20 protein-coding genes and 1 riboswitch are annotated in these 25,971 nt (G+C 62.4%); of the genes, 11 read left to right on the top strand and 9 right to left on the bottom strand.

Going from position 1 to position 25,971, the window contains the following annotated elements:
- Positions 1-6: 6 nt before the first annotated feature.
- The 7 genes from AB7783_RS28010 (at position 7) to smc (ending at position 8,748) form a co-directional block, all read left to right on the top strand.
- Positions 7-486, top strand: coding sequence for a DUF721 domain-containing protein (locus AB7783_RS28010; protein WP_231078102.1), 480 nt, complete (start codon positions 7-9; stop codon positions 484-486).
- 105 nt (positions 487-591) lie between these two features.
- The gene (locus tag AB7783_RS28005) at positions 592-1,248 is read left to right on the top strand and encodes a DsbA family protein (protein WP_441279417.1); all 657 of its coding nucleotides are present in this window, start codon (positions 592-594) and stop codon (positions 1,246-1,248) included.
- Positions 1,249-1,310: 62 nt separating this feature from the next.
- Positions 1,311-1,655: a DMT family transporter gene (locus AB7783_RS28000; RefSeq protein ID WP_068733204.1), complete on the top strand. Its 345-nt coding sequence runs from the start codon at positions 1,311-1,313 to the stop codon at positions 1,653-1,655.
- Positions 1,656-2,272: 617 nt separating this feature from the next.
- The gene (locus tag AB7783_RS27995) at positions 2,273-2,536 is read left to right on the top strand and encodes a hypothetical protein (RefSeq protein ID WP_441279416.1); all 264 of its coding nucleotides are present in this window, start codon (positions 2,273-2,275) and stop codon (positions 2,534-2,536) included.
- A gap of 497 nt (positions 2,537-3,033) precedes the next feature.
- Entirely contained in the window at positions 3,034-3,510 is a 477-nt protein-coding gene (locus AB7783_RS27990) for a hypothetical protein (RefSeq protein ID WP_309947643.1), read from the top strand.
- Positions 3,503-4,525 (top strand): serine/threonine-protein kinase, encoded by a 1,023-nt coding sequence (locus tag AB7783_RS27985; protein ID WP_309947645.1) that lies wholly within the window; start codon positions 3,503-3,505, stop codon positions 4,523-4,525. Before AB7783_RS27990 ends, AB7783_RS27985 begins: the two co-directional genes overlap by 8 nt.
- A gap of 758 nt (positions 4,526-5,283) precedes the next feature.
- A complete protein-coding gene (gene smc, locus AB7783_RS27980) occupies positions 5,284-8,748 on the top strand; it encodes a chromosome segregation protein SMC (protein WP_441279415.1) in 3,465 nt (1,154 codons plus the stop codon).
- Positions 8,749-8,824: 76 nt separating this feature from the next.
- On the opposite strand, the gene AB7783_RS27975 is transcribed toward smc, so the two are convergent.
- Positions 8,825-9,829 carry a DUF6892 domain-containing protein gene (locus AB7783_RS27975; protein WP_441279414.1) on the bottom strand — a complete coding sequence of 335 codons (1,005 nt, stop codon included), beginning with the start codon at positions 9,827-9,829 and terminating at the stop codon, positions 8,825-8,827.
- A 123-nt stretch (positions 9,830-9,952) separates the two neighbouring features.
- Between AB7783_RS27975 and AB7783_RS27970 the strand changes: the two genes are divergently transcribed.
- A complete protein-coding gene (locus tag AB7783_RS27970) occupies positions 9,953-10,942 on the top strand; it encodes a small ribosomal subunit Rsm22 family protein (protein WP_441279413.1) in 990 nt (329 codons plus the stop codon).
- A 66-nt stretch (positions 10,943-11,008) separates the two neighbouring features.
- Positions 11,009-11,389 (top strand): COG4315 family predicted lipoprotein, encoded by a 381-nt coding sequence (locus tag AB7783_RS27965; protein ID WP_089262437.1) that lies wholly within the window; start codon positions 11,009-11,011, stop codon positions 11,387-11,389.
- Between the two features lie 214 nt (positions 11,390-11,603).
- On the opposite strand, the gene AB7783_RS27960 is transcribed toward AB7783_RS27965, so the two are convergent.
- Positions 11,604-14,576 carry an autotransporter domain-containing protein gene (locus AB7783_RS27960; RefSeq protein WP_441279412.1) on the bottom strand — a complete coding sequence of 991 codons (2,973 nt, stop codon included), beginning with the start codon at positions 14,574-14,576 and terminating at the stop codon, positions 11,604-11,606.
- Positions 14,577-14,894: 318 nt separating this feature from the next.
- On the opposite strand from AB7783_RS27960, the gene AB7783_RS27955 reads away from it, so the two are divergent.
- The gene (locus AB7783_RS27955; protein WP_309947657.1) at positions 14,895-15,455 is read left to right on the top strand and encodes a LemA family protein; all 561 of its coding nucleotides are present in this window, start codon (positions 14,895-14,897) and stop codon (positions 15,453-15,455) included.
- A 26-nt stretch (positions 15,456-15,481) separates the two neighbouring features.
- Entirely contained in the window at positions 15,482-16,633 is a 1,152-nt protein-coding gene (locus AB7783_RS27950) for a M48 family metallopeptidase (RefSeq protein ID WP_441279411.1), read from the top strand.
- Between the two features lie 8 nt (positions 16,634-16,641).
- Here AB7783_RS27950 and AB7783_RS27945 read toward each other — a convergent pair whose 3' ends face one another.
- From AB7783_RS27945 to AB7783_RS27915, 7 genes are all read right to left on the bottom strand, one after another.
- Positions 16,642-17,274, bottom strand: a complete 633-nt coding sequence (locus tag AB7783_RS27945; protein WP_089262445.1) for a hypothetical protein — start codon at positions 17,272-17,274, stop codon at positions 16,642-16,644.
- A 111-nt stretch (positions 17,275-17,385) separates the two neighbouring features.
- Complete coding sequence (acuI, locus tag AB7783_RS27940) at positions 17,386-18,372, bottom strand: acrylyl-CoA reductase (NADPH) (RefSeq protein ID WP_441279410.1); 987 nt, start codon at positions 18,370-18,372, stop codon at positions 17,386-17,388.
- A 137-nt stretch (positions 18,373-18,509) separates the two neighbouring features.
- Positions 18,510-19,019, bottom strand: a complete 510-nt coding sequence (locus AB7783_RS27935; protein WP_184513439.1) for a 6,7-dimethyl-8-ribityllumazine synthase — start codon at positions 19,017-19,019, stop codon at positions 18,510-18,512.
- A gap of 80 nt (positions 19,020-19,099) precedes the next feature.
- A riboswitch (FMN riboswitch) is annotated at positions 19,100-19,252 on the bottom strand.
- 65 nt (positions 19,253-19,317) lie between these two features.
- The gene (locus AB7783_RS27930; protein ID WP_184513437.1) at positions 19,318-20,571 is read right to left on the bottom strand and encodes an MFS transporter; all 1,254 of its coding nucleotides are present in this window, start codon (positions 20,569-20,571) and stop codon (positions 19,318-19,320) included.
- 265 nt (positions 20,572-20,836) lie between these two features.
- Positions 20,837-22,249 (bottom strand): cell wall hydrolase, encoded by a 1,413-nt coding sequence (locus AB7783_RS27925; RefSeq protein WP_441279409.1) that lies wholly within the window; start codon positions 22,247-22,249, stop codon positions 20,837-20,839.
- Between the two features lie 363 nt (positions 22,250-22,612).
- On the bottom strand, positions 22,613-25,585 hold the full coding sequence (ppdK, locus tag AB7783_RS27920; protein WP_170849757.1) for a pyruvate, phosphate dikinase: 2,973 nt from the start codon (positions 25,583-25,585) through the stop codon (positions 22,613-22,615).
- Positions 25,586-25,703: 118 nt separating this feature from the next.
- On the bottom strand, positions 25,704-25,862 hold the full coding sequence (locus tag AB7783_RS27915; protein WP_089262456.1) for a DUF3096 domain-containing protein: 159 nt from the start codon (positions 25,860-25,862) through the stop codon (positions 25,704-25,706).
- Between the last annotated feature and the right edge of the window lie 109 nt (positions 25,863-25,971).

The following is a 25,971-nucleotide window of genomic DNA, read 5'->3' as shown; positions in this document are numbered from 1 at the left end:
TCGTTCATGAACAAGCCCGGCCCGATCTCCGCCAAGCCGCTCTCCGTCCTGCTCGGCGGGGTGTTTGCCGATGCCTATGCCAAACAGGGCTTTGCTTCGCGCGAGCTGGTGACACGCTGGGCGGAAATCGCCGGCCAGCAGGTGGCGAATTTTTCGGAGCCGTTGAAGATCCAGTGGCCGCGCCCTGTGGAAGGCCAGCCGCAGGAGCCGGCGACATTGATCCTGCGCGTCGAGGGGCCGATGGCGCTGGAGATCCAGCATTCGTCGGATGCGATCCTGCAGCGGGTGAACCGCTTTTTCGGCTGGAACGCAGTCGGCAAGATCGCGCTGCGCCAGGCGCCGCTGTCACGGCCGCAGCCTCGCCGCACCGTGAAGCCGCCAGACGCCAAAGCCATCGCCCAGGTCGCGGAAACGCTGCCCGAGGTCGAGGACGACGCCTTGCGCGAGGCGCTGGCAAGGCTCGGCGCCTCGATCAAGCGAAGTTGAGGCTTTCCAGCCCGCCCGGAACCGGCGCGTGCTTGCCACATTTGTGGTTTCAAGTTAGCGAAGCGAACCTTGTCCCGGCGTCCGCCGCCGCTTTGGAGCATTCCTTTGATCATCACGCGCCGTGACTTCACCGCCGCCCTTGCCCTGACCGGCGCCGTAGCAGCCATCGGCCTGTCGCCGCTGCAGCTGATCTCCGAGGCTTTCGCGCAGAACGCCGTCGACGTCGCCAAGCCGGTGTCGCTGCCCGACATGGCGCTCGGCCCGAAGGATGCCGCCGTCACCGTCACCGAATATGCCTCGATGACCTGCCCGCATTGCGCGGCCTTCACCGAGCAGGTGTTTCCGAAGATCAAGGAAGCCTTTATCGACACCAACAAGATCCGCTTCGTGTTCCGCGAATTCCCGCTCGACATCAAGGCCGCCGCCGGCTCGATGCTGGCGCGCTGCATCGCCAAGGAAGACTCGGGCAAGTACTTCGCCGTCATCGACATGCTGTTCAAGCAGCAGAACGACTGGGTGATGAAGGACACTGCCGCGACCCTGACCCGCATCGGCAAGCAGGCCGGCCTCAGCCAGCAGGCCGTGGAAGAATGCCTGAAGGACCAGGCGCTGCTCGACAAGATCGCCGCTGACCAGAAATACGCCAATGAAGTGCTGAAGGTGAACTCGACACCGACCTTCTTCATCAATGGCGAAATGCTGAAGGGCGAGCAGTCGTTCGAGGAATTCTCCAAGAAGATCACCCCGCTGCTGAAGAGCTGAGGTTTTCTTGTCCCTCCCCCGTTTTCGCGCGGGGAGGGATTCCTGAACGCCCGAGCCCTTTCATGACCCCGACCTTCCTCAACTACGCCGCCCTCGGCTGCGCCATCGTGCTGGAGACCATCGGCACGGCGCTGCTGGCGCAGTCGCAGCAGTTCACGAAGCTCTGGCCGACGTTCGGCATGGCCGTCTGCTACATCCTGTCGCTCTATTTCCTGTCGCACGCGCTGAAGGTGATGCCGGTCGGGATCGCCTATGCGATCTGGAGCGGGCTCGGCATCGTGCTGATTTCGGCGGTGAGCTATTTCGCGTTCCGGCAGGCGCTCGATCTCGCCGCCATCATCGGCATCGGCTTCATCCTGACCGGCGTGGTCATCGTCAACGCATTCTCGGCCAGCGCATCGCATTAGCGCGCTGCCGCGCCATCGTGTTCTCTGATTCTTCGCTTCAAACAGCCAAGCTCCCGCAGTCTCGCGGCGCTTACGCGTCCGAGGTGTGAGCAGTCCCCCTCCTGAAACATGAGGGGCGGCGGCGCGCCATCAGGCGCAAAGGGTGGTGTGTGTCGCGATCCGCTCCACCGGAACGCCGGCAAGCTGCAACCGCGCAACGCCTTGAGGGCGCGCCACCGCGACGTCTTTTTAGCTGAGGGACCGTTCTTCCGGGTAAAGGGCAGAGCTCCGCACTCCGCTGATCCCGACGATTTCTCGCCGTTCACCAATACCACGTCCAGCCAGCATGAGTGGCAGAGCCCCGTAGTGGGCCCGGACGGTGACCCCAAGCCTCCCGAGTGTGCGGGGTACGTCACCCCACACCCGCAGGCGCCGCATCCTGTCCCACCTCAAGACGCCTCATGAAGCGCCCCTCGCGAACCGGATAAGATTTGATTATAATCTTATAGGAAAACTGTCAAGTGCCCGCCAGGCATTTTTTCGATGCCGGATGCAACTGAAGCCGCGCTCATGCGTTCACGTAGTTCACCCAAAAGAATAGTACAGTTCCCCTCGTCCAACCCGATGAGACTTGCCCCATGCCGACACGCGCCAGCCACCTGCCGCATTATGTCGAGCGCACCGCGCTTCAGAAACTGCGCGATACGCCGGGCCTGCTTGCGCCGCATTTGATGCCTGCCGGGCCGAAGACCCTGTCCAAGATGGTCGAAAAGACCTGGATCGCGCTCCCGGCCGGCTCGCTGGTGCGTTATTGCATCACGCCCGAAGGCGAAGCCGCGCTGAAGGCCAAAATCCCGATGCCGCGCAACGCACAGACTCCGCCCGCTGACACCCTGCGATAGCAGCCCTGCGCTAGCAGACCGGCGACAGCCGCGCCACGCGCCTCCCGGATCTTAACGGATGACGCGCCCCCCGGATTAACCCTGATTCCAGGTGTAAACGCGCATTAAGGAACGCTTAAGCGCCATCTCCGCATTCTCATCCCATTGGCGTGAGGGGCGTATCATGTTTGAAAATTTCATCTGCGAGATCATCGGCCTGGCATTTCTCGGCCTCTGCATCGCCGTGCTCGGCGCGCCGCAGCAGCGTCGTCCGGATGGATATGCGCGGGACGTGTAACGACCGCATACCCGAGCCCTGCCTGAAGAACTGCGCTGAACTCTAACTCATAAATTACGCACTCGAGTACGCTGACTGAGTCGTCGGTGGCCGTCTACGTGCGGCCTCCAAGCCTCGTTCCGCAATTGTACGCCAAACCGTGCCCGACAAATCACTGCCGATTCATTTGCCTGCAATCAAAGGTTGCTGAATAATGCATCAAAGGGCAGGATTCGCAGACATGACTAAAAGATGGCTTGGCGTCATCGTTTCAGGTGATCGCGTCACGATGGTAGACGCCGAAGTACCGGAGAGCGGGCAAATCACGATTTTGATGGATCGTCACATCCGCCTTCAACAAGGTGACAAAGCTGATGCGTACCATGTCATGCATCAGACCCTGCGCAACTACGTGAAGGAAAACAAAATCGATCAATCGGTCGTAAAGGGAAGTGCAGTCAGCCGACAAGGCGGAGGGAAACTAGCTAATTTGCATTCAGCAGAATTGCGAGGGATTGCAATTTGTGCACTTCGAGAAGGCGGTGCACCTGTCGTTATCGAAACGAAGGCGCACATCAGTAAGACATTCGGAGAGCGTAAGACGGACGACTATCTCGACGACGACGATTTTTGGAAAGATAATACTACGGGCAAAGACTTACGCGGCGGCAGCAGAGAAGCTGCACTCTTATTGCTAGCTGTGCGCAAAGATGACTGATTTTAGTTCCGCCCTAAAAAAGGGTACAGAAATCAGCTCCGGCTTCTTCGGTAAAGTGTTCAACGCGGTTGATCCGGTCCACGGCGACGTGGCCGTAAAAGTCCTTCATCAACACATTGGCGAGGCCGACGACGATTGGGCACTCCGCAAAGAAACGCTGCTGAACGAAGCTCAAAGCTTATCGCAAGCAGACCATCCAAATGTGGTGCGCGTCCACCATCTCGTAAAACACGCATCTGACGACACACTTCACTTAGTTATGGAGCTCTGCAACGGATCACTACTTGATGCGTTTAAGACTGGTCCAATGCAGTTGTCTGCCGTTAGAAGGGCCGCCACAGAAACGGCGCTAGGCCTTGATGCTTTGCACGCTCGTGGAATGATCCACCGCGACATCAAACCCGGAAATCTCTTGGTAAGCAAAAACGGAGTGATCAAAATCGGTGATTTTGGACTTGTGACTGACGATCTAATTCTCGGGTACGGATCGAGTGTCGGCTACATTGACCATTTTGCTCCAGAGATTTTTACGGGCGGGGGGACTAGCGTCAAATCGGATATTTGGGCGCTAGGCATGACCCTTTATAGACTACTTCACGGCCGTTATTGGTACTCGCAGCTTCCCGACCCCCGCGAAGAAATAAAGAAGGGGGGTTACGCATCGAAGCTTCCTTGGTTGCCTCATATTCCGGATAGCTGGAGACGTCTCATTCGTAGAGCGATGCACGACGATAAAACTCAGCGCTATCAGAATGCACTACAGTTCTTGGATGCGCTTTCCAACGTTGTCTGCGAACCCGAATGGCGCTGCGAATTGAAGCCCGGCAAAATTATTTGGACAAGATCGACAGAAACGAGAAACTTCCTCGTTGAATGGACAGAGCATTCATCGAGAAAACACGAATGGTCCGCCAACAGCTTCCCAAGAAAGAAGGGCAACAAGCGTGCAATAGGTGCCGCGATCTCTAGTAAGGAGGATTGCGTTCGAGCATTGAATAAATTCTTTGCTTCCTAGGAAATGGAGCGTCTTCTTCGCTTCCATGCGTCAGGAATAATGTATTTGCCAGTAACGTCGCCGGGAGAAAAAGCCCTCAAGCGATGCTTTTGTGTCGCAATGAGTCTACGATCGTCGCTGCACTCGCCGCAGTAACTGATGCTAGCTGAAACCCCCTGCTCAGGACGCCACGATCTTCCGCAGTGGCGACATTTCGGTAGCTTGAACATCGCAGCCATCCAATGAGAAGATTTTCTTAAAGAACATACCAAGAACATCTGATTCGGTCAATTGCTGCGTAATTTTGTGGTTGATCGATTAATAAAATCGCCTCGCGGCGTCTTAAATCTGAAACGTACCCTCGCAAACCCTTCTCGGAGGGCTCCGTTCCACGGCTTTCTGGTGCCGGTTTCATCTTGGTCTGAGCTGACGAGAACCGCAGATCCTCCCACCAGAGAGTTCTGATTGAAGAGATCAGAGAAAGCAGACGACTGCTTTTTGCGTTGCTGTCGCAGCGTGCAGCTGCCTTCATCCCTTTAAAACAAGCTCTTTTTCTCACCCTCCCCCACCTATCCCCCGCAAAACCCTTGGGAAAAGCGGGGTTCCGCGGTTGCGCCGCTGCCCTCGTCTCGCCATTGTCCGGGCCAATGAGAGCCGCGACCAGCGAGTCTCCGTCCGCGCGGCAGCTGCATTTATGCTATTGTTCGTGCTGGGGGATTCGCGCTCTGCCGGGGCTTTTTGAATAAAGTGGCCTGTCGGCTAACCAGAGTACCGTATCCATGAAACTCACGCGCCTGCGCCTGCACGGATTCAAGTCGTTCGTCGAACCGACCGACTTCATGATCGAGCCCGGTCTGACCGGCGTTGTCGGCCCGAACGGCTGCGGCAAGTCCAATCTGGTGGAAGCGCTGCGCTGGGCGATGGGCGAAACCTCGCACAAGTCGCTGCGCGCCGCCGACATGGACGCGGTGATCTTCGCCGGCTCCGGCAATCGCGCCTCGCGCAACCATGCCGAAGTGGTGATGACGATCGACAATACCGATCGCACAGCGCCGGCCATGGTCAATGACGCCGAAATTCTCGAAATCTCCCGCCGCATCGAGCGCGAAGCCGGGTCGCAATACCGCATCAACGGCCGCGACGTGCGCGCCCGCGACGTGCAGATCCTGTTTGCGGACGCTGCCACCGGCGCGCGTTCGCCCGCCCTCGTCCACCAGGGCAAGATCGGCGAAATCATTCAGGCGAAGCCCGAGCAGCGCCGCCGCGTGCTGGAAGACGCCGCCGGCGTCGCCGGCCTGCATGCGCGCCGCCACGAGGCCGAGCTGCGCCTGAAGGCCGCTGAAACCAACCTCACCCGCGTCGAGGACGTGATCGGCCAGCTCTCCGGCCAGATGGAAGGCCTGAAGAAGCAGGCCCGCCAGGCGATCCGCTACCGCGAAGTCGCCGGCAAGGTGCGCAAGGCCGAGGCCATGCTGTTCCACCTGCGCTGGCTGCAGGCGCATCAGGACAATGCCGAAGCGGCAACGCTGCACGACCAGTATGTCCGCGATCTCGCCGAACGTACGCGTGAGCAGGGCGAAGCCGCGCGTATCCAGGCGATCCGCGCCAGTGAATTGCCCGCGCTGCGCGAGGCGGAAGCCGCCGCTGCCGCCGGTCTGCAGCGCCTGACCAATGCTCGCGACATGCTCGACCGCGAGGAAGAGCGCGCCAAGGAGCGCGCCGCCGAGCTCGACCGTCGCCTGACGCAGTTCGAGAGCGACGTCGCGCGCGAGATGAAGCAGTCGGAAGACGCCGAATTCGCGCTGCTCCGTCTCGACGAAGAAGACGCGATGCTCAAGGAAGAGATCATGCAGCGCGTCGAGCTGCGTGGCGGCGTCGATGACCGCGTCTCCGAGGCCGAGGCTGTGCTGGCCGCCGCCGAGCGCACCTTCACCGAACTCACCACCGCCCATGCGGACATGACCGCCAAGCGCAACCAGCTGCAGTCCAACGTGCGCAGCCAGGCCGATCGCCTCGCGCGTCTCGGCCAGGAAATCGCCAGCGTCGAGGCCGAGATCGAGGCGCTGACGGCGCAAACGTCAGGCTTCGGCGACCTGGATGAGCTTGCAGCCCTGATGGAGACCTCGCAGGAAATCCTGCTGCAGGCCGAAGGCAGCGTGGCCGACAACGAGGCCGCCCATATCGCGGCCCGGCAGACGCTGGAAGCCTCGCGCGCGCCGCTGAACGACGCCGACCGCAAGGTGCAGCGGCTCGAGACCGAAGCCCGCACGATTTCGAAGATCCTGAACGGCGAAACCAAGAATCTGTGGCCGCCGATCATCGACGGCGTCAGCGTCACCAAGGGCTATGAAAAGGCGCTCGGTGCCGTGCTGGGCGACGATCTCGACGCGCCGGTCGATCCCTCGGCGCCGATGCGCTGGACCAATGCCGGCGATCACGCCAACGATCCCGCGCTGCCGGCGGGCGTCGAGTCGCTGGCGTCGCATGTCAATGCGCCGGCCGAACTCGCCCGCCGCCTGAAACAGATCGGCGTCGTCTCCAAGGATCAGGGCGCAGCGCTGGTCTCGCAGTTACAGACCGGCCAGCGGCTGGTGTCGCTGGAAGGCGACGTCTGGCGCTGGGACGGTTTCGTCGCCGGCGCGCATGCACCGACCGGCGCCGCCCGTCGTCTCGCCGAGCGCGCACGTCTCACCGAGATCGAAGCCGATCTGGAAAACGCCAAGATCGACGCCATTGCCAAGCGCGAAGCGCTGGAAAGCGCCGAGCAGGCGCTGAAGGCTGCGGCCTCGGCCGAAGGCGCATCGCGCGATGCCCTGCGCAATGCCCGCCGCGACGTCGACCAGGCCCGCGAGCGCCATGCCAATGCCGAACGCGAGATCAACCGTCATGCGGCGCGCCGCGCGACGCTGACCGAAGCGCGGTCGCGCCTCTCCAACGATCGCATGGAAGCGGAAGCGGCGCATGAGAGCGCGCATGCCGCGCTGGAATATCTGCCGGAGAGCTCCGACGCCGAAGCGCAGCTCGCGACCGTGCGCGGCGAGATCGAAGGCCATCGCCGCGGTGCCGCCCAGGTGCGCGCCGAAGCGCAGGCGCTGGCCCGCGAGGCTGAGCTGGCCGACCGCCGCCTGCAGGCGATCATCGCCGAGCGCACCGACTGGGCGAACCGCAAGACCTCCGCCGCCTCGCAGATCGAGACGGTTGCTGCGCGCGTGGCCGAAGTGACCCGCGAACGCGCCGAACTCGAAGACGCCCCGGCGCTCTATCTGCAGAAGCGCCGCGCGCTGATCTCGGAAGTCGAGAGCGCCGAACAAGCCCGTCAGCTCGCCGCCAACGCGCTGGCCTCGGCCGAGAACGCCATGCGCGAGACCGACCGCGATGCCCGCGGCTCGCTGGAAGCCCTCTCCGCCGCCCGCGAAGCCTGCGCCCGCACCGAGGAGCGCATGGAAAGCGGCAAGCGCCGCTTAGAGGATATCGAGCGCGAAATCCGCGACATGCTCGAAGTCGAGCCGGAAGGCGTCGCGGCGCTGGCCGAAGTCCGCCAGGACGACACGCTGCCGCCGTTGGCCGACATCGAAGCCGATCTGGAAAAGCTGCGCCGCGACCGCGAGCGTCTCGGCGCCGTCAACCTGCGCGCCGAGGAAGAGCTCAACGAGGTCGAAGGCACGCATAACGGCCTCGCCACTGAGCGCGACGACCTCGTCGAAGCCATCAAGAAGCTGCGCACCGGCATCCAGAGCCTGAACAAGGAAGCCCGCGAACGGTTGATGACCTCGTTCGACATCGTCAACGGCCACTTCAAGCGCATGTTCGTCGAACTGTTCGGCGGCGGCGAAGCCGAGCTGAAGCTGATCGAGAGTGACGATCCGCTCGAAGCCGGTCTCGAAATCGTCGCCAAGCCGCCCGGCAAGAAGCCGCAGACCCTGTCGCTGCTGTCAGGTGGTGAGCAGGCGCTGACCGCGCTGGCGCTGATCTTCGCGGTGTTCCTCACCAACCCGTCGCCGATCTGCGTGCTGGACGAAGTCGACGCGCCGCTCGACGACCACAACGTGGAACGCTTCTGCAGCCTGCTGCATGAAATGTGCGCCTCGACCGAAACGCGCTTCATCACCATCACGCACAACCCGATCACCATGGCGCGCATGCACCGCCTGTACGGCGTCACCATGGCAGAGCGCGGCGTGTCGCAGCTGGTCTCGGTGGATCTCGAAAACGCGGTGAAGATCCTCGATCAGGAAGTGGCGTAACTCCTCCTTGCCCTCCCCTGCGCGAAGCGAAGCTTCGCCAGGTGGGGGAGGGCAAGACAAACAAAGCTCGCCTCCCCTACGCGTCGATGCGCACCGCGACGCCACGCGCCTTTAACGCGGCGATCAAAGCCGGATCGCGGATGCCGGTTTCCGGGAATGTCAGCTTCTTCAGCGCAGGGAGCTCGAGCAGACGCCCGGGATTGTCGCACACCGACGGCAGTTGCAACGTTTCGAGCTTGCCGAGACCGACGAGATCCGCCGCATCCAGCCGCTCGATCATCGCGATGCAGGTGAGCTGCCGCAGGTTCTGGCACAGGCCGATCCCGGCCGTACTGGAAATGTCGAACTCTTCGCTCTCGCCGTCCCAGAAATAATAGCAATAGGGATAGATCTCGCTGCCGCCATCGAAGGTAATGGCCTCGACCTTCGCCAGGTCCGCCTCGGTCAGGGGATAGCGCACCAGATAATCGTAGGCATCGCTGATCAGATCGTAACCGTCCTCCTCGAGATCGACCGCGCGTTTCAGCACGAACGCGGCGAGATCCCCGGGCTCGGCCAGATCGAGCGCGCCGCTCTCCAGCAATGACGACATCACGGCGAGTTTGAAGTTGGGAGCGCCGGACGCACCGGCGGCCACCGGATACGCCATCGGCTGCTTGTCCGGATAGACGGCCGCTGGATTGCGCAACGAGATCGCGTAAAGCTCCTGCCAGCGAAACTCCAGCGCAAGCTTCGTCGCATGCGAGACGTCGGCGACAAAATACATGGAATCGTAGACCGGCGCGCGATGCGACAGCGCGAGCTGCGGCAGCGCCGCCAGGGCGTCCGCGACCGGCATACCGATCCGCAGACCGAGAACACCTGGCGCGGCGGGGAACGGCTCGCGATAACGAATAGCGCCGATCCGTCCCGCTGTATCGATCTGCGCTTCAAAGCCGTGCTGCTTCGACAAGGCGGTGACACGGCCCTGCTGATGCGGCGCAGGTTCGCACCAGCGCGCACCAAGCGCGCGGCTGAGATCTTCGCGCGCGTCGCCGGGCCGAAGCGCCGCAAGTGCGGTGAAATTGACCGGGTGATCCATCGTCGATATTCCTGTCTTGGCGTCACCGACGCCATCTGGTGAGAAGGCCTGTTGGTGTCGCAGCCGCGGCCTCGGGTTCAATACGAAGGTCGCGGCGCACCGCGACAACATGACGGACCACCGATGTCACCCGACCTCCCGGCCGAACTCACCGCCGCCCTCAACGCCCGCCTGCACGGCTTCTCGCGCAATGACGCCGCGGAGCGCTCCGACGCAATCTCGCAGACCTATCGCTCGGGCGGCGGCTCCACGACCATCCGCAACGAGAGTGACGCGCTGGCCTATGCGCTCGCCCGCATGCCCGCGACCTATGCGGCGGTCATCGCCAGTCTCAATGCGCTGCAGGAGACACGACCGGACTTCGCACCGACCACGCTGCTCGATTGCGGCGCCGGGCCGGGAACAGCGACATGGGCCTGCGCGGAGACATTTCCGTCGCTCAATGCATTCACGCTGCTCGATGCCAATCCCGCTCTGCGCACGCTGGCGCTCGGTTTGGCGCAGGACAGCCACCGCATCCCCGCGATGAACTACACGCTCGGCGACGCTGCCGCGACAATCGCCAATGCCCCATCCGCCGATCTCGTCATTGCGAGCTATGTCATTAATGAGCTCAACGATGCCGCACGGACAAAACTCGTCGCGGCGATGTGGACGAAGACCAGTGATACGCTTATTATCGTCGAGCCGGGCACACCGTCGGGCACTCAACGCATTCTCGATGCGCGTGCACAGCTCATCAAGAACGGCGCGCATGTGATCGCGCCCTGCCCACATGACGATGCATGTCCGCTGGTGAAGCCGGACTGGTGCCACTTCAGCCAGCGGCTGCAGCGCTCCCGTGTGCATAAACAACTCAAATCTGCAGAACTTCCCTATGAGGATGAGAAATTTATTTACGTCGCGCTGTCGCGTACGCCTGTCACACAGCGGCCGTCGCGCGTGCTCGCGCAGCCGCTCACCACCAAGATCGCGATCACAGCAAAACTCTGCACAAATGCAGGCGTTATCGCCGCAAACGCACCACGCCGCGACAAGGCGAAGTATGCAAAGTTCCGCAAGCTCGACTGGGGCGATGCGGTTTTCGATTCACCGACATCATCCGCGGAATAATTCTCTACGGCGGGCGTTTGTTCTCCTGACGCGACTGCGTCGCAATTCATCAGGAGTAACGCTGCAATGACCAAATCATTCGCCGCTCTCGCGGCTCTGACTCTCATGCTCGCCTCAAGCGCCGCCTCGGCGCAGATGCTGAAGACCGCCGACACCGCCAAGGGAAAGACCTTCGTCGATGCCAAGGGCATGACGCTCTACACCTTCGACAAGGACGCCGGTGGCAAGTCAGCCTGCAACGGCCCCTGCGCCGAAAACTGGCCACCGCTGTTCGCGGTGGACGATGCCAAGCCGAGTGCCGACATGACCATCGTCGTGCGCGACGACGGCAAGAAGATGTGGGCCTATAAAGGCAAGCCGCTCTACACCTTCAAGAAGGACACGGCCGCCGGCGACACCAATGGCGACGGCTTCCTGAACGGCGCCTGGCATATGGCGAAGCCGTAAAGCCTTCCCCTCTCCCCAAGCGGAGCGAAGCTCCGCGCAGTGGGAGAGGGTGCCTGAGCGCAGCGAAGGCGGGAGAGGGCTTTTGCAAAGCAAGCAAGAGCCCCCTCTCCCGTCTCGAACCGCTTCGCGGTTCGATCCACCCTCTCCCGCCAACGCAGCTTCGCTGCGTCGTGGGAGAGGGGGAAGGAAGCATCGCTCTTGATTGAGCCCGCTCTCAGAACGAATGCCGGATGCGGCCCATCACCTGATGCGCGACGGCGTCATTGCTGCCGACGATCGCATCATAGTTCACTGACAGTACCGTGAGCGGTGCCAGTCTGCCGGACAGGCCGGCACCGATCACGCCGCGATCGCGCAGTGCGCTGCCCGTCGCGGTGATGAACGAGCCCGGCAGTGTCGTATCGGCGAAGCTTGCATTGATGCCGCGCACGCCGTCGCTGAATTCATGTAGCCAGGCCAGCCGCAATTCCGGCGTCAGCACGCCGCCACTCAGCGCGTAGTCATAGGCGAAGCGAGCGCCGACGCTGGAGCGCAGCGATTCCGAACTGTCAGCGCCGACGACCAGTGCCGCAGCGCCACCGCGCTCGGCAAAGCCATCGGTCATCACCCGCGTGTATTGCAGGCCGATCTCCGGGGTGACGACCCAGCCGCTGACGCGCAGGTCGGTGCCCACCGTGCCGCGAATCGCATAGTGATCGCCGCTGAACGCCGCGGTGTTCGTCGTGCCGACCGCCACGCGTGTGGTGTCGTAATCGCTGAAGCCATAGAGGCCCATGGCGGTCGCGAACCAGCCCGGAGCCTGATAGGTGCCATAGCCGCCGATCGTGCCGGTCGAAATCCTGGTGTGGCTGCCGACATTGTCGATATCGCCGCGGGTCAGCGCGTAGCCACCGAACACGCCGGCGACGATGCTGTCCGTGATGCGCCGGTCGTAGCCGGCGAGCACGTTGACCGTGTTCGACTTGAAGCCCGGCGCGTCAGTGCGTGCGCCTTCGCGGGCGAAGCTCGCGCCCGACGTGATGAACAGGCCCTGTTCCGCAGCGACAGCAACCGGGCGCAAACCCGGCAGAGCCTTGGTCACCGGCGCATAGGCCATCGCGTCGGCGGCACTAACGCCCCAGCCGGCATCCGCCAGCGCTGAACTTGCGCTGCCGGGGAATGCAGTCACCGCGGCCAGCGCACGATCCGCACTGAAATTCTTGTCGAACATGCCGCCGTCGAACATCGCCAGCGCATTGCCGACACCGGACATGTCGGTGCCGAGACCGCCGAGGCGGTTCTGCGTCAGGTGTTGGCCGACCAGCGAGGTCGTCTGGAATGCGTCGTTCATGGTCATGCGGCCGAGGCCCTGATAGGCCGCGGGCGTGAGCTGCGCCAGCGCCGCGCCGACATCTGCCGAGCTGGCAACGCTGTCGAGCAGATTGACCACCGCACTGCTGGTGGCGGTGGCCGGCAGATTATCGAACAGCGAGGCGACGCCCAACGAGCCCGCGCTGGCAAAGGACGCGAACGAAGACGACGTTCCGGTGATCACCTCGAACGACGTATAGAGCGTACCGCCGATATTCACGGTCTGACCGGCCTGCAGCGCGGCGCGCTTGGCGTCGGTGAGGCCCGCCTTGTTGTAGTTCAGCGTATCCGTACCGACGCCGCCATCGACGAGGCCGACAATGCGCGAGCCCTTCATGATGTTGACGGTGTCGTTGCCGCCTTCCATGTTCACGGCGCGGCCGGTGTTTCCGATGATGGTGCCGTAATTGGTCAGCACGTCGGCGCCTTCGCCCATCTGGATCGCGGAGCCGTCGCCGCGGATGAAGCGGGCGGAGCCAGTGCCGGTATAGGTGACGCCGTTGAGGGTGCCGACGGAATTGGGATCTGCCACGCCCGTATTCATCAACACGATCGCGTTCGGATCGGGGATCGCACCGTTGCCGATGATCGTGCCGTGATTGACGATCACGTCGTTATTGATGGCGGGAGTCGCCGTGCTCTTGTTTTCGAGACGGATCGCGTAGCCATTCTGGCCAATAATGGTGCCGCTCTCGTAGTTGATAATCGTGGTCGCTGCGACGCCGCTGCGATCCACATTCGTGTCCTTATTGACGACGATCGCGGTATTTGCACCGCTTATGGTGCCGTAATTGGTGATCGTACCGCCGCCGATGGAAATGCCTTCGCTGGCGTTGGCGCGGCCGCCACTATCGAAACCGCCGGCGCCGGTGCCTTCGATGATGCCGTAGTTAAGGATCTTACCCTCATTGTCGATATCGACGCCGTCACCATCGCCGTTGATCTGCGCCACACCGTCCGAGTTGAAGATGCTCCCGACGCCAGCATAGGCACCTGTGATGCGGCCGTAATTGTTGACGGTGCCGTCGCCATCGGAACCGACGCCCGAGCCGTTGCGGCCGAGGATCGTGCCACCGGCCGCGTTGTTGACCGTGACGTTATTGTCCGCAGTGATGCCGTGGCGCGCGCCGGAAATCAGACCACCGGCCTGATTGTTGACGACAACACCGAGATTGCCACCGGTGTCGATGCCATCCGACGTGCCGTTGGCTCCGCCGGATGTGTTCGCGCCGAAGCTGCGGATGATACCGAAATTATTGATCACCGCGTTGGCGCCGGGCCGGACCGCATCGTCGGTCATCGCCTCGATCACGCCGGTCGCACGGTTGATGATGGTCATCGATGCCGCGCCTGTCATGCCGCGGAAATCGAGCGCCTGCCCGAGCGCAGCATAGCCGGTACCGCCGGCCTGGATCAGCCCGGCGTTGTCGATCACGATCGTGCCAGATGTCATCGCCAGATTGAACCGGAACACGTCGTTCTGGATCGATCGCACGATGGCGCCAATATTGTTGAGGAAGGTGAAGGTCCGGCCCGCCGTTGCGCCGGTGGCGTCGATGACGCGCCCCGTGCTGGTGTTTTCGATCACGCCGGAATTGGTAACGACGACGCCAGTCGATGCGCCGTTCCACCCGATGGTCGCCGTGCCGCTGGTGGATCGCAGCGTACCGGAGGCATCGACCGTTCCGGTCTGCGTACCGCTAAGTGTCTTCGTCGTGGTATCCGTGGTGCCGGCTGGCACCGTGAATGTCTGCGCCTCCGCTGCCATCGGCGCGAACAGCGCCGCCACAACAACGCCCATCGCAAGCCGGCTCGCGCCGTTACGCCATTCCAACATCACAGTTCATTCCCCAGCCCAAAGGTTAGGATTTCATTAGGTTTTGCGCATGACGGCTGGATGACGAATGGCGCACCGGCGCTAACCCGCAGGCATTGAGCGCAAAAGTCTCGAAGACCGATGCAATGATGCAACGTTGCAATACTTCCGGCTTGCACGCATGCCATGCAGGTTCTGCGGCGACCTCTTCGCGTTGCCCTTGAACGTATTTCATCCCCGCTGCGACCAATCCGTGCCGCGACATGCCTGCGGCCCCTGCTCTGTGGCCGCATGATCGGCTAGGCTTTGGGTTTGATGGTTTCTTTTGGGGGTTCTTACATGTCGACCGGCTGGATCGTTCTTGGCGTCATTGTTGTCCTGATCTTCCTGGCATTTGCTGCCTATAACCGGCTGGTGGCGCTGAGCCAGCGGGTCAACCAGTCCTTTGCCGATATCGACGTGCAGCTCAAGCAGCGCCACGACCTGATCCCGAACCTGATCGAGACCGTGAAGGGCTATGCGGCGCATGAGCGCGGCACCCTCGACGACGTCATCAAGGCGCGCAATTCGGCGATGAATGCACAAGGCCCGGCGCAGGTCGGCGCCGCGGAAAACCAGCTCTCCGGCGCGCTCGGCCGGCTGATCGCATTGTCCGAGGCCTATCCGGACCTCAAGGCCAATGCGAACTTCCAGCAGCTGCAGACCGAGCTCTCGGACATCGAGAACAAGATCGCCGCGTCGCGCCGGTTCTTCAACAATGCCGTGTCCGAATACAACACCGGCATCCAGCAGATGCCCGCGGCTCTGTTCGCCGGCACCTTCGGCTTCCACCCGAAGGAGTTCTTCGATCTCGGCGAGACCCGCAAGGAGGTCGAAGCCGTGCCGCAGGTCAAGTTCTGATCGCAGCCTGAACCGAGCAGCGCATCATGGCCGCCTATGGTCTCTATACGCATATCGCCTCGAACAAGACGCGTTCGATGCTGCTGCTCGCAGGGCTGTTCCTGCTGATCTACGTCATGGTGTTCGCCGGCGCCCTGATCGGCGAGGTGGCCGTTAACAGCAACGGCTCGGTTGCGTATTATATCAACGCGGCAACGCGCGACCTGATCAAGGCGCTTCCCTTCGCCACCATCGGCGCGGTGTTGTGGATCGTCATCGCCTATTTCGGTCATCAAAAGATGATCGACAGCATCACCGGCAGCGAAAGCGTGACGCGGCAGGAGCAGCCGCGGCTCTATAACCTCCTTGAAAACCTCTGCATCTCGCGCGGCATTCCGATGCCGAAGCTGAAGGTGATGGACTCTGATGCGCTGAACGCCTTCGCCACCGGCCTCAACCCGCGGCAATATTCCGTCACGGTCACGACGGGCCTCCTGCGCGCGCTCAACGATGACGAGATGGAAGCAGTGCTCGGCCACGAGCTGACGCATATCCGCAACGGCGACGTGCAGCTGATGGTGGTCGCCGTGATTATCGCCGGCGTGGTCGGCTTTGCGGCTGAACTGTTCTTCCGGATATTCATCAATTCCGGTTTCCGCTTCGGCGGCAGCCGATCGTCGCGATCGTCTTCCTCGTCTGACAGCGACAGCAAAGGCTCCGGCGGCGGTGCAATCATTGTCATTATCATCGCCGTGGCACTGATCGCGCTGGCCTGGGCGCTGTCGCTGGTGGTGCGCTTTGCGCTGTCGCGCTCGCGCGAACTACTGGCCGATGCGGGGTCGGTGGAACTGACCAAGAATCCGGATGCCATGATCTCGGCACTGCGCAAGATCGAGAATCGCGGCGAACTGCCCGGCGCGACTTCGGCCGTCATGGAGATGTGCATCGACAATCCCCGCGAGGGTTTTGCCGACCTGTTCGCCACACATCCGTCAGTGGATTCGCGGGTGGCTGCATTGGTGAAATTCGCCGGCGGACACGATCCCGGCCGGATGGCACTGCCATCCGATACGGACGCGCCTGAAGAGGCCGACGACACGCCGCCGCTGCCGCCGCGCTCCGGCCCATGGAAGGGCGACACGACGCCCACAGGCAGCGCAAGGGACCCGCTACGGGGACCCTGGGGTCGCCACGCCTGACGTCTGTCTTAGTTGGTGGATTTGCGCAGTTCGAGCGCTTCGGTCTTTTCCGGCTCCGGCGTCTTGGCAATTTCCTTGGCCGGCTCGGACTTGATCGATCCGACGGCGTCGATCTTGCTGCTCTCGACGCGCGGGGTCGAGACGCGGGTCACGGTGTTGTCGGCGCCAGCGGAAGCATCGGCCGAACGGGTGGTGGACGGCGCGCGCAGCGAACGCGGGGCCGACAGCGAACGCGCCATCAGCATCTGGCCGCGGCCGCCCTGGTGGCGGAAATCGCAATAGGCGAAGCCCATACCGGAAACCGAGCCACGGAAGCTGCGCTCGTCATTCTTGTTGAGATTGAAGCACGGCTCGAACGGGATGCCCTTGATCGAGGCGCAAATGGCTTCGCCGCGGACCTGCAGTGTATTGCCCGGCAGGCGCATGTTGCGCGCCGGACCCGAGCCCGAGAACTGGACAGCGCCCGCCGCACCGCCATCGTCGAACACGCGGCCTGCGCCGCGGGTGCCGTCGAAACAGGTAAAGGCAAAGACCTTGCCGGCGACAAACTTGCGGGCCTCTTCGGCCGTCATCGACCCAGCCAGCGCGGGGGTCGCCACCGTGGCGGCAAGCACCGCTCCCAACACATAACGCGCAACCATAGGATACTCCGAACAACCGAGCGCGGATGACCGCCTGATGTCTTTACCCGCTGCTTACCATACCAACCGTGGCAACAATGGAGCAGGTTGGTTGGTAAAGTCTGAACGTCGTTAGCCGATCTTTACCACGATTCGCCCGCGGACCTGCCCGGCCAGCACTTTGGCGCCGGCTTCAATCACCTGGTCCAGCGGAATTTCCTGAGTAATTTCAGAGAGTTTTGTGTGATCCAGATCCGTTGCCAGCCGTGCCCAAGCCTGCTGCCGCAGCTCGATCGGGCACATGACAGAATCGATGCCGAGAAGACACACGCCGCGTAAAATGAAGGGTGCAACCGAAGATGGCAGGTCCATGCCGGCTGCGAGACCGCAGGCGGCGATAGCGCCGCGATACTTGGTCATCGACAGGAGATTCGCCAGGGTGGTCGAACCGACGCTGTCGATGCCGCCCGCCCAGCGCTCCTTGGCCAGCGGTTTGGCCGGGCCTGAGAGCTCGTTGCGGTCGATGATCTCGCTGGCGCCGAGGCCCTTGAGATAACCCTCCTCCGAGGTCCGGCCGGTCGAGGCAATGACCTGGTAGCCGAGCTTCGACAGCACGGCGATCGCCACCGAGCCGACGCCGCCAGCGGCCCCCGTCACGACGATCGGCCCATCGGCCGGCTTCAGCCCGTGATTCTCCAGCGCCAGCACGCTGAGCATTGCGGTGTAACCGGCCGTGCCGACCGCCATGGCGTCGCGAGTGGTCATGCCGTCCGGCAGCCGCACCAGCCAGTCGCCTTTCACGCGGGTCTTTTCGGCATAGGCGCCGAGATGGGTCTCGCCCATGCCCCAGCCATTGCCGATCACCTTGTCGCCGGGCTTCCAGTTCGGATTCTCCGAGGATTCCACCGTGCCTGCGAAATCGATGCCGGCGATCATCGGAAAGCGGCGTACCACCGGCGCCTTGCCGGTGACGGCGAGGCCGTCCTTGTAATTCACGGTGGACCATTCGACCCGCACGGTGACGTCGCCGTCCATCAATTCGGATTCGTCGAACTGCGTCAGCGCAACCGTGGTGCCTTTGTCAGCCTTGTCGATGCGGACAGCCTTGAACGTTCCCAACACGCGTCTCCCGAATTTTGCTTATGATTTCTGCTGCCGAATTATGCCGTGCCGTGGCGGGAAACGCCACCCGCACCAGCCGGTCAGGAGCCTTGCAGCCCTGCCCGGCCGTACGGCATAACGCGGTGTTGCGGCGATCAGGCGGCCAGTTGCCGGGTCGCCGCGATATTGGCGATGGTCGCTGCACAGGCCGTCGCCGCCTCGGTGCCCTTCACGACGAAATGCTCGCGGAAGAAGCGCAAGTGCTCGGCGTGCTCGTGGAAATGCTGCGGCGTCAGCACCGCCGAGATCACCGGCACATCGCTGTCGAGCTGCACCCGCATCAAGCCGTTGATCACGGCCTCAGAGACGAATTCATGGCGATAGATGCCACCGTCCACAATGAGACCGGTTGCGACGATCGCGACATAGCGCCCGGTGCGCGCCAGCAATTTGGCCTGCAACGGAATTTCGAAAGCGCCGGGCACTTCGAAGACATCGATCTGGCTGTCCGGCACGCCGCGCCGCGCGAGTTCGGCGACAAAACCGACACGGCATTGATCGACGATATCTTTGTGCCAGCACGACTGGATGAAGGCGATCCGCCCGGTCGATGGTGCAAGATTTACGGAAGTGGAAGTTTTGAAGTTCATCACAGGCTGATTCATGGATGCTCTCGCGGTTTGAGACCAGAATCAGGACGTACGGTCACACGCCGAGCATCCGCCAAGGCGGACTCCCTGCGCATACCCGTTCTCTTTCATCCGGACTATGACCGTCGGCTCCGGCATCGCACCGGATCTGCTGACCCTGACGGGATGACCCGTCAGGCGCTCGCGGGCTCCCGAGCTTGCGCCCGATTACCGCCGGTGGGGATTTTCACCCCGCCCTGAGAACGAAGGCCGCACCGACTGGGACGGCCAAGATCAATTTTTATCGCTGGAGATCAGCGAGTCAACAACAGGCTCATGCCGGCTGTGCAATCGGACGCTTCACCGGCTCTTCCACGATCGGCAGGTTGATCAGCGCCGACAGCACGCCGAACAGCACCGATAGCCACCACACCGGCGTGTAGGAGCCGAACTTGTCGAACACGACACCGCCCAGCCACGCGCCGAGGAAGCCACCGACCTGATGGCTGAAGAAGGCAAAGCCATACAGCGTTGCCAGCCAGCGCGTGCCGAACATCAGCGACACCAGGCTCGATGTCGGTGGCACGGTGGAGAGCCAGGCAAGCCCGCTGATGGCGCCGAACACCAGCGCCGAGGTGGTGGTCAGCGGCAGCATGATGAAGGCCACCGTCGCCAGCGCGCGGGTGAAGTAGATGAAGGAGAGGATGTAGCGCTTCGGCAGCTTGCCCTGCACATAACCGACCGTCAGCGAGCCGATGATGTTGAACAGGCCGATGATGGCAATCACCCAGCCGCCCACAGCCGCCGGCAAGCCGCGATCGACCAGATAGGCCGGCAGATGCATGGTGATGAAAGCGAGCTGGAAGCCGCAGGTGAAGAAGCCCAGCACCAGCAGCACATAGGAGCGATGGCCGAAGGCTTCCGTGAGTGCGCTCTTGAACGACTGCTTCTGCGCCACCGGGGCGTCGGCGGGCGCGGCACTCGCGGTCGGCGTCGCCAACGCGAGCGACAACGGGATCACCAGCAACATCAGCACCGCGAACACGGTGAGCGTCGCCTGCCACCCGGTGTTGTCGATCATCGCCACTGTGAAAGGCGCAAAGATGAACTGGCCGAACGAGCCTGCGGCGGTGCCGGCGCCGAGCGCGATGCCGCGCCATTCCGGCGGCACCAGTTTGCCGAAGGCGGACAGCACCAGATTGAACGAGCAACCCGACAGGCCAAAACCGATCAGCAGTCCAGCGCTGATATTCAGCTCGAGCGGTGTCGAGGAATAGCGCATCATCAGCAAACCAGCCGCATAGAGGAAGGCGCCGATGCAGATCACGCGCACGCTGCCGAACTTGTCGGCGACGGCGCCGGCGAAAGGCTGGCCGATGCCCCAGAGCAGGTTTTGCACGGCGAAGGCGAGCGCGAAAACGTCACGACCCCAGCCGAACTCCTGGCTGAAAGGCTGCATGAAGAAGCCGACGCTGGAACGCGGCCCGAAGGTCAGCATGCCGATCAGCGATCCGCAGATGATGATCACCAGCGGGGTACGCCAGCCAAAACCAGATGCCGGGCGCGTCGCGCCGTCAATTGCCGCCATGTCGTTTCCCCGGATCAAATTCGGATTGAAAATTCACCCGGCCCAAGAGCGCAAGCCCGGTCCGGATTGGACGGAAGATTAATGCATTCGCATGGAAATCCCAATGGCGATGATGGGGATTTCGGGAGATGCATTGCTGGGATGCAGGGCCACGCAGACGTCATCACAGCCCAGGGCGGGACAACATTCTGCGAAATCCGGAATGGAAAGAGCGATGCCGGGCATGGCATCGCTCTTGGCAGGCTCGGAGGTAAAGTCGTGGCTGCTACGGCTTGATTTCGGAGAGCTTGGCGGAGATTTCCGCCGTCTGCGCCGCCGTGCCCCAGCTTGGCGCTTCGCTGCCGTCGCCCCAGTTACGTGGGCGATAGAAGGAGTGCACGCCGGTCTTGTACATCTTCTTCATCTCGCGGACCCAGGACGGGTGCACCCAATAGGCATGGTAATGCGTGGACTTCGCGACTTCCGGCAGCCAGATCCGGCCGTCCAGCGTCGCCTTCGCGATCTTGCGGGCGCGCTCCCACATATCCGGCTCTTTCACGACATCCGGAATGCCGTCGCAGGCGAAGGTGAATTGGCAGGCCAGGCGGCGATGTTTGTTCTGATAGACGACGCCGCAGACGGTTGTCGGATAGAAGCCGGAGAACACGCGGTTCATCACCACCTGCGCCACCGCCATCTGGCCGCGTACCGCTTCGCCGCGGGCCTCGAAATAGATGGCTTCCGTCAGACATTTTTCCTGCTTGCCGCGGGTCTGCTCGGTAAGGCCCATACGTTCGGCCGGCGTCTTCGCACGCTGATTGGCGCTGTTGACTTCGCCCTTGCCGGCAACGCTTTCGCCGCCGTCGGTCGGGTTGATCGCGGCATTCGGCACCACCGCCGTAGCCTTCATGTCAGGATCAAGCGTCGTGCCTGGCATTACGATGGTCGGCTCTTCGCCGGGCTGCCAGCGTTCCATTGTCTCGACCGACGCACCAAGCGACGAACTTCCGAAAAACAGGCTCGCGGTCTTCACAGAGAAGCCGTCCTTGGCCGGCGCCGGCTCAACGGGGATCACCGCTGCATCGGTCTTGGCGTCCTCGGTGGGCTGCACGGGATGCGATGTGTCGTATTGAGCGAGCGGCGGGGCACGCAGCGCTTCATCGAGTTCGGGATCGAGCGGGGCATGCTGCGCGGATGGCAGTGCATCGACGGTCTTCGCGCCCATCACCGATCTGTTGTCGTCGAATGAATCCTGTCTGGCCGGCTCATCAGGCGCTACGGTCTCCGGCGCGCGGATGGCGAGGCGATCGCCCTTCAGCGAGCGATCCACTTTCGGAAAATCGGCGGCTTCATAGCGGCGGGGCGGCTGCGCCAGCGGATTGCGGGTCAGTGCACCGGTGATGTCCGTCAGCGCTCCGCTAGCGGCGATGCCGGAATTGTCGAGGCTGGCGAGCTGCAAAGTCGGATTGCGCGAGCCCGTGCCCATCGGGCGGCCGAACGAGAATGTCGCAACCTGGATGGAGGAGACGGCGGGCGCGAACACGCGCTTCTGCCAGCGTTCGGTCACGCCCGGCTGGCGAGCCAGCAGCGAGGCGATGTCCTGATAGCCAGATTCTGTCGGGGCCAATGCGAAAACGCAGAGACCGAAGCCGAAGAACGCGCCACGCGCGCCCTTCGGCCGGTTACGCAGTACTAACATCGATACGCTCACGCAACGCTTACACCAGCATCGCCCTGCACGGCACTAATCTGCACATCCGTACATTTCGATCTATTTCGTTAGTACGGAATCAAAGTTGCCGCGGAGTTAATCGGCGATGCAACGACGCCACACGCAAGCTGTACGAGCGCAGCGCAAAATCATTCGAAAGCCTTGGTAAACCGCGGCTCCACAAAAGTAGTAAACATCGCGTTGACAAAGATGATGAAGAGAAATTCGCGGATGCGTGAAAATGTTTGCGAGTTCCATTCCGACGCACGAACAAACACGACATGAGGCACGCAATAAAAATGGCCGGGGAACTCCCCGGCCATTTTTCAGATCACGAGATCAGCGAAGCACTTACGCCTGGCTGGAAATTTCCTTGCCGAGCGCAGCCTGTGCGGCAGCGAGACGCGCGATCGGCACGCGATAGGGCGAGCACGATACGTAGTCGAGGCCGATCTCATGGCAGAAGGCTACCGATGCCGGATCACCGCCGTGCTCACCGCAGATACCAACCTTGATATCGGGTCGAGTTTTGCGGCCACGCGCGACGCCGATCTTCACCAGCTCGCCGACGCCGCTGCGGTCGACCGTGATGAACGGATCGACGGGCAGAATGCCCTTGGCGATATAAGTACCGAGGAAGCTCGCGGCGTCGTCACGGCTGATGCCGAAGGTCGTCTGCGTGAGATCGTTGGTACCGAACGAGAAGAATTCGGCGGTCTCGGCAATCTCGCCGGCCAGCAGACAGGCACGCGGCAGTTCGATCATGGTACCGACCGAATAGTTCAGCTTGCCGCCGGTCTCCTTCATCACCGACACCGCAGTGGCATCGATGCGCGCCTTGATGAGATCGAACTCCATCTTGGTGACGATCAGCGGCACCATGACTTCGAGGCCGACCTGTTCGCCAGTGCGCTTGCCTGCTTCGATCGCGGCTTCGAACAGCGCGCGCGCCTGCATCTCGGCGATTTCCGGATAGGCGATCGCAATGCGTACGCCGCGGAAGCCGAGCATCGGATTGAACTCGGCGAGATCACGCGCACGGTCCGCAAGCTTGCGCGGATCGGTGCCCATGACACGCGCCACTTCCTCGACTTCACCCTGGGTGTGCGGCAGGAATTCGTGCAGCGGCGGATCGAGCAGACGGATCGTGACGGGCAGGCCCTTCATGATCTCGAACAGCTCGACGAAGTCGGCGCGTTGCATCGGCAGCAGCTTGGCGAGCGCGGCGCGGCGGGCCTGCTCGTCTTCGGCGAGGATCATCTCGCGCACGGTGCGGATGCGGGTCTCTTCGAAGAACATGTGCTCGGTGCGGCACAGGCCGATGCCTTCAGCGCCGTACTTGATGGCGGTGCGGGCATCTTCCGGCGTGTCGCCATTGACGCGGACCTTGAGCTTGCGGACCTTGTCGGCCCAGCCCATCAGCGTTGCGAATTCGCCCGACAATTCCGGCTCGATCATCGGCATGCGGCCGGACAGCACATGGCCAACCGAACCGTCGATGGTGATGACGTCGCCAGCCTTGAACACACGACCGCCGATCGACATGGTGCCGCGGCCGTAGTCGACGCGGACGGTGCCGCAGCCGGAGACGCAAGGCTTGCCCATGCCGCGCGCGACCACCGCAGCATGCGAGGTCATGCCGCCGCGGGTGGTGAGGATGCCTTCAGCGGCGTGCATGCCGTGAATGTCTTCCGGCGAGGTTTCGACGCGAACAAGAATAACCTTCTTGCCGTCGGCCTGCAGCTTGGCGGCTTCGTCCGACGAGAACACGATCTCGCCCGATGCGGCGCCCGGCGATGCCGGAAGGCCGGTGGCGATGACATCGCGATTGGCCGATGGATCGATGGTCGGATGCAGGAGCTGATCCAGCGAGGCCGGATCGATGCGCGATACGGCGTCCTTCTGCGAGATCACGCCTTCATTGGCGAGTTCGACCGCGATGCGGATCGACGCCTTGGCAGTACGCTTGCCGTTGCGGGTCTGCAGCATCCAGAGCCGGCCCTGCTCGACCGTGAACTCCATGTCCTGCATGTCGCGGTAGTGCTTCTCGAGCTGGGTGTAGATGCGCGTCAATTCCTTGAACGCCTCCGGCATCGCCGCTTCCATCGACGCCTTGTCCGAACCGCTCTCGATCCGCGCGTCTTCGGTGATGTCCTGCGGCGTACGGATGCCCGCCACCACGTCCTCGCCCTGCGCGTTGATCAGGAACTCGCCATACAGCTTGCTCTCGCCGGTCGACGGGTTGCGCGTGAACGCAACGCCGGTGGCCGAGGTCTCGCCCATATTGCCGAACACCATGGCCTGCACGCTGACGGCGGTGCCCCACGACTCCGGGATATCGTGCAGGCGGCGATAGGTCACCGCGCGGGTATTCATCCAGGATGAGAACACGGCGCCGACGGCGCCCCAGAGCTGCTCGTGCGGATCCTGCGGGAAGTCCTTCCCCGTTTCGCGCGCGACGGCTTCCTTGTACTGGCCGACAAGCTTGACCCAGTCGTCACCATCGAGATCGGTGTCGAGTGTGTAGCCCTTGTTGTCCTTGTAGGTGTCGAGAATGTCTTCGAAGTGATGATGCTCGAAGCCGAGCACCACGTCGGAATACATGGTGATGAAGCGGCGATAGCTGTCATAGGCGAAACGCTTGTCGCCCGACAGTTCGGCCAGCGCTTCCACGGTGGTGTCATTGAGACCGAGATTGAGGACCGTATCCATCATGCCCGGCATCGAGGCGCGGGCGCCGGAGCGCACCGAAACCAGCAGCGGGTTTTTCTCGTCGCCGAAGCCCTTGCCGGTGATCTTGCCGACAGCCTCGAGCGCCTTCTCCACCTGCGACTGCAATTCCTTCGGATAGGATTTGCCGTTCGCGTAGAAATAGGTGCAGACCGAGGTCGGAATGGTGAAGCCGGGAGGCACCGGCAGGCCCAGATTGGCCATTTCGGCGAGGTTCGCGCCCTTGCCGCCGAGCAGGTCGCGCAGGCCAGCCTTGCCCTCGGCCTTGCCGCCGCCGAACGAATAAACCCACTTGCCAGCCTTGATGACGTCAGTCACCGGCTTGCTGGTGGCCTTCTTGACGGCCTTGGTCGCCGAAGTCTTGGCTGTAGAAGATTTGGCTACAACCGCCTTCTTGGATGCGGGAGCCTTTGCAACAGGCTTCGGAGCAACCTTTGCTTTCACAGCCGTTTTGGCCTTCGCCGCGGATTTTGCTGCAGGTTTTGCAGCTGACTTCTTAAGCGCCTTGCGGGCCACCGAAGCTACTTTGGGCGCAGCCTTGGACAACTTTGACTTCGCAGGGGCTTTCTTGGACTTCGAGGCGGTTTTGGCCATGGTTCTCAATCAATCCGCGAGAGGAAACGACAGGGAAATGTGCCGCGTTACACCACGTTTCAGGGACGTGGCGCAAGCAGCCCGGAGGTACCGCTGTAGGTAACGGCCGTGTCGAAATTTAGCCGATTTTCAACATCCTGAAGACGCCGAGTCCGGCCAGTCCGACGAAGATCAGATAGATCGCCACCACCAGATTGAGAAACCGCGGCATGATCAAAATCAGAACGCCAGCGATAAGCGCGACAATCGGCTGGATGTGAGCTGCCGTGATGACCATGGGGTGTCTCCGTGAGGGAATCGATTCGGGTGCGATGCGCCGCGGGGATTTAGCAGCATAAAGACGCCCTGCCCATCAATGGGTTCCCGCATACCTGCATGCAGTGCAT

Source organism: Tardiphaga sp. 172_B4_N1_3 (genome assembly GCF_052076035.1).
Taxonomy (GTDB): domain Bacteria; phylum Pseudomonadota; class Alphaproteobacteria; order Rhizobiales; family Xanthobacteraceae; genus Tardiphaga; species Tardiphaga robiniae.
The sequence above is the reverse complement of the archived record's forward strand: the minus strand, read 5'-3'. Positions and strand labels throughout refer to the sequence as shown.

What these genes read in the sequence shown, in the direction of transcription:
- AB7783_RS27960 (WP_441279412.1), bottom strand. Translation starts at nt 14,576, where the DNA reads ATGTTGGAATGGCGTAACGGCGCGAGCCGGCTTGCGATGGGCGTTGTT.
- AB7783_RS28010 (WP_231078102.1), top strand. Translation starts at nt 7, where the DNA reads ATGAACAAGCCCGGCCCGATCTCCGCCAAGCCGCTCTCCGTCCTGCTC.
- AB7783_RS27970 (WP_441279413.1), top strand. Translation starts at nt 9,953, where the DNA reads ATGTCACCCGACCTCCCGGCCGAACTCACCGCCGCCCTCAACGCCCGC.
- AB7783_RS27955 (WP_309947657.1), top strand. Translation starts at nt 14,895, where the DNA reads ATGTCGACCGGCTGGATCGTTCTTGGCGTCATTGTTGTCCTGATCTTC.
- AB7783_RS27985 (WP_309947645.1), top strand. Translation starts at nt 3,503, where the DNA reads ATGACTGATTTTAGTTCCGCCCTAAAAAAGGGTACAGAAATCAGCTCC.
- smc (WP_441279415.1), top strand. Translation starts at nt 5,284, where the DNA reads ATGAAACTCACGCGCCTGCGCCTGCACGGATTCAAGTCGTTCGTCGAA.
- AB7783_RS27930 (WP_184513437.1), bottom strand. Translation starts at nt 20,571, where the DNA reads ATGGCGGCAATTGACGGCGCGACGCGCCCGGCATCTGGTTTTGGCTGG.
- AB7783_RS27915 (WP_089262456.1), bottom strand. Translation starts at nt 25,862, where the DNA reads ATGGTCATCACGGCAGCTCACATCCAGCCGATTGTCGCGCTTATCGCT.
- ppdK (WP_170849757.1), bottom strand. Translation starts at nt 25,585, where the DNA reads ATGGCCAAAACCGCCTCGAAGTCCAAGAAAGCCCCTGCGAAGTCAAAG.
- AB7783_RS27945 (WP_089262445.1), bottom strand. Translation starts at nt 17,274, where the DNA reads ATGGTTGCGCGTTATGTGTTGGGAGCGGTGCTTGCCGCCACGGTGGCG.
- AB7783_RS27995 (WP_441279416.1), top strand. Translation starts at nt 2,273, where the DNA reads ATGCCGACACGCGCCAGCCACCTGCCGCATTATGTCGAGCGCACCGCG.
- AB7783_RS27965 (WP_089262437.1), top strand. Translation starts at nt 11,009, where the DNA reads ATGACCAAATCATTCGCCGCTCTCGCGGCTCTGACTCTCATGCTCGCC.
- AB7783_RS28000 (WP_068733204.1), top strand. Translation starts at nt 1,311, where the DNA reads ATGACCCCGACCTTCCTCAACTACGCCGCCCTCGGCTGCGCCATCGTG.
- AB7783_RS27950 (WP_441279411.1), top strand. Translation starts at nt 15,482, where the DNA reads ATGGCCGCCTATGGTCTCTATACGCATATCGCCTCGAACAAGACGCGT.
- AB7783_RS27975 (WP_441279414.1), bottom strand. Translation starts at nt 9,829, where the DNA reads ATGGATCACCCGGTCAATTTCACCGCACTTGCGGCGCTTCGGCCCGGC.
- AB7783_RS27935 (WP_184513439.1), bottom strand. Translation starts at nt 19,019, where the DNA reads ATGAATCAGCCTGTGATGAACTTCAAAACTTCCACTTCCGTAAATCTT.
- AB7783_RS27925 (WP_441279409.1), bottom strand. Translation starts at nt 22,249, where the DNA reads ATGTTAGTACTGCGTAACCGGCCGAAGGGCGCGCGTGGCGCGTTCTTC.
- AB7783_RS27990 (WP_309947643.1), top strand. Translation starts at nt 3,034, where the DNA reads ATGACTAAAAGATGGCTTGGCGTCATCGTTTCAGGTGATCGCGTCACG.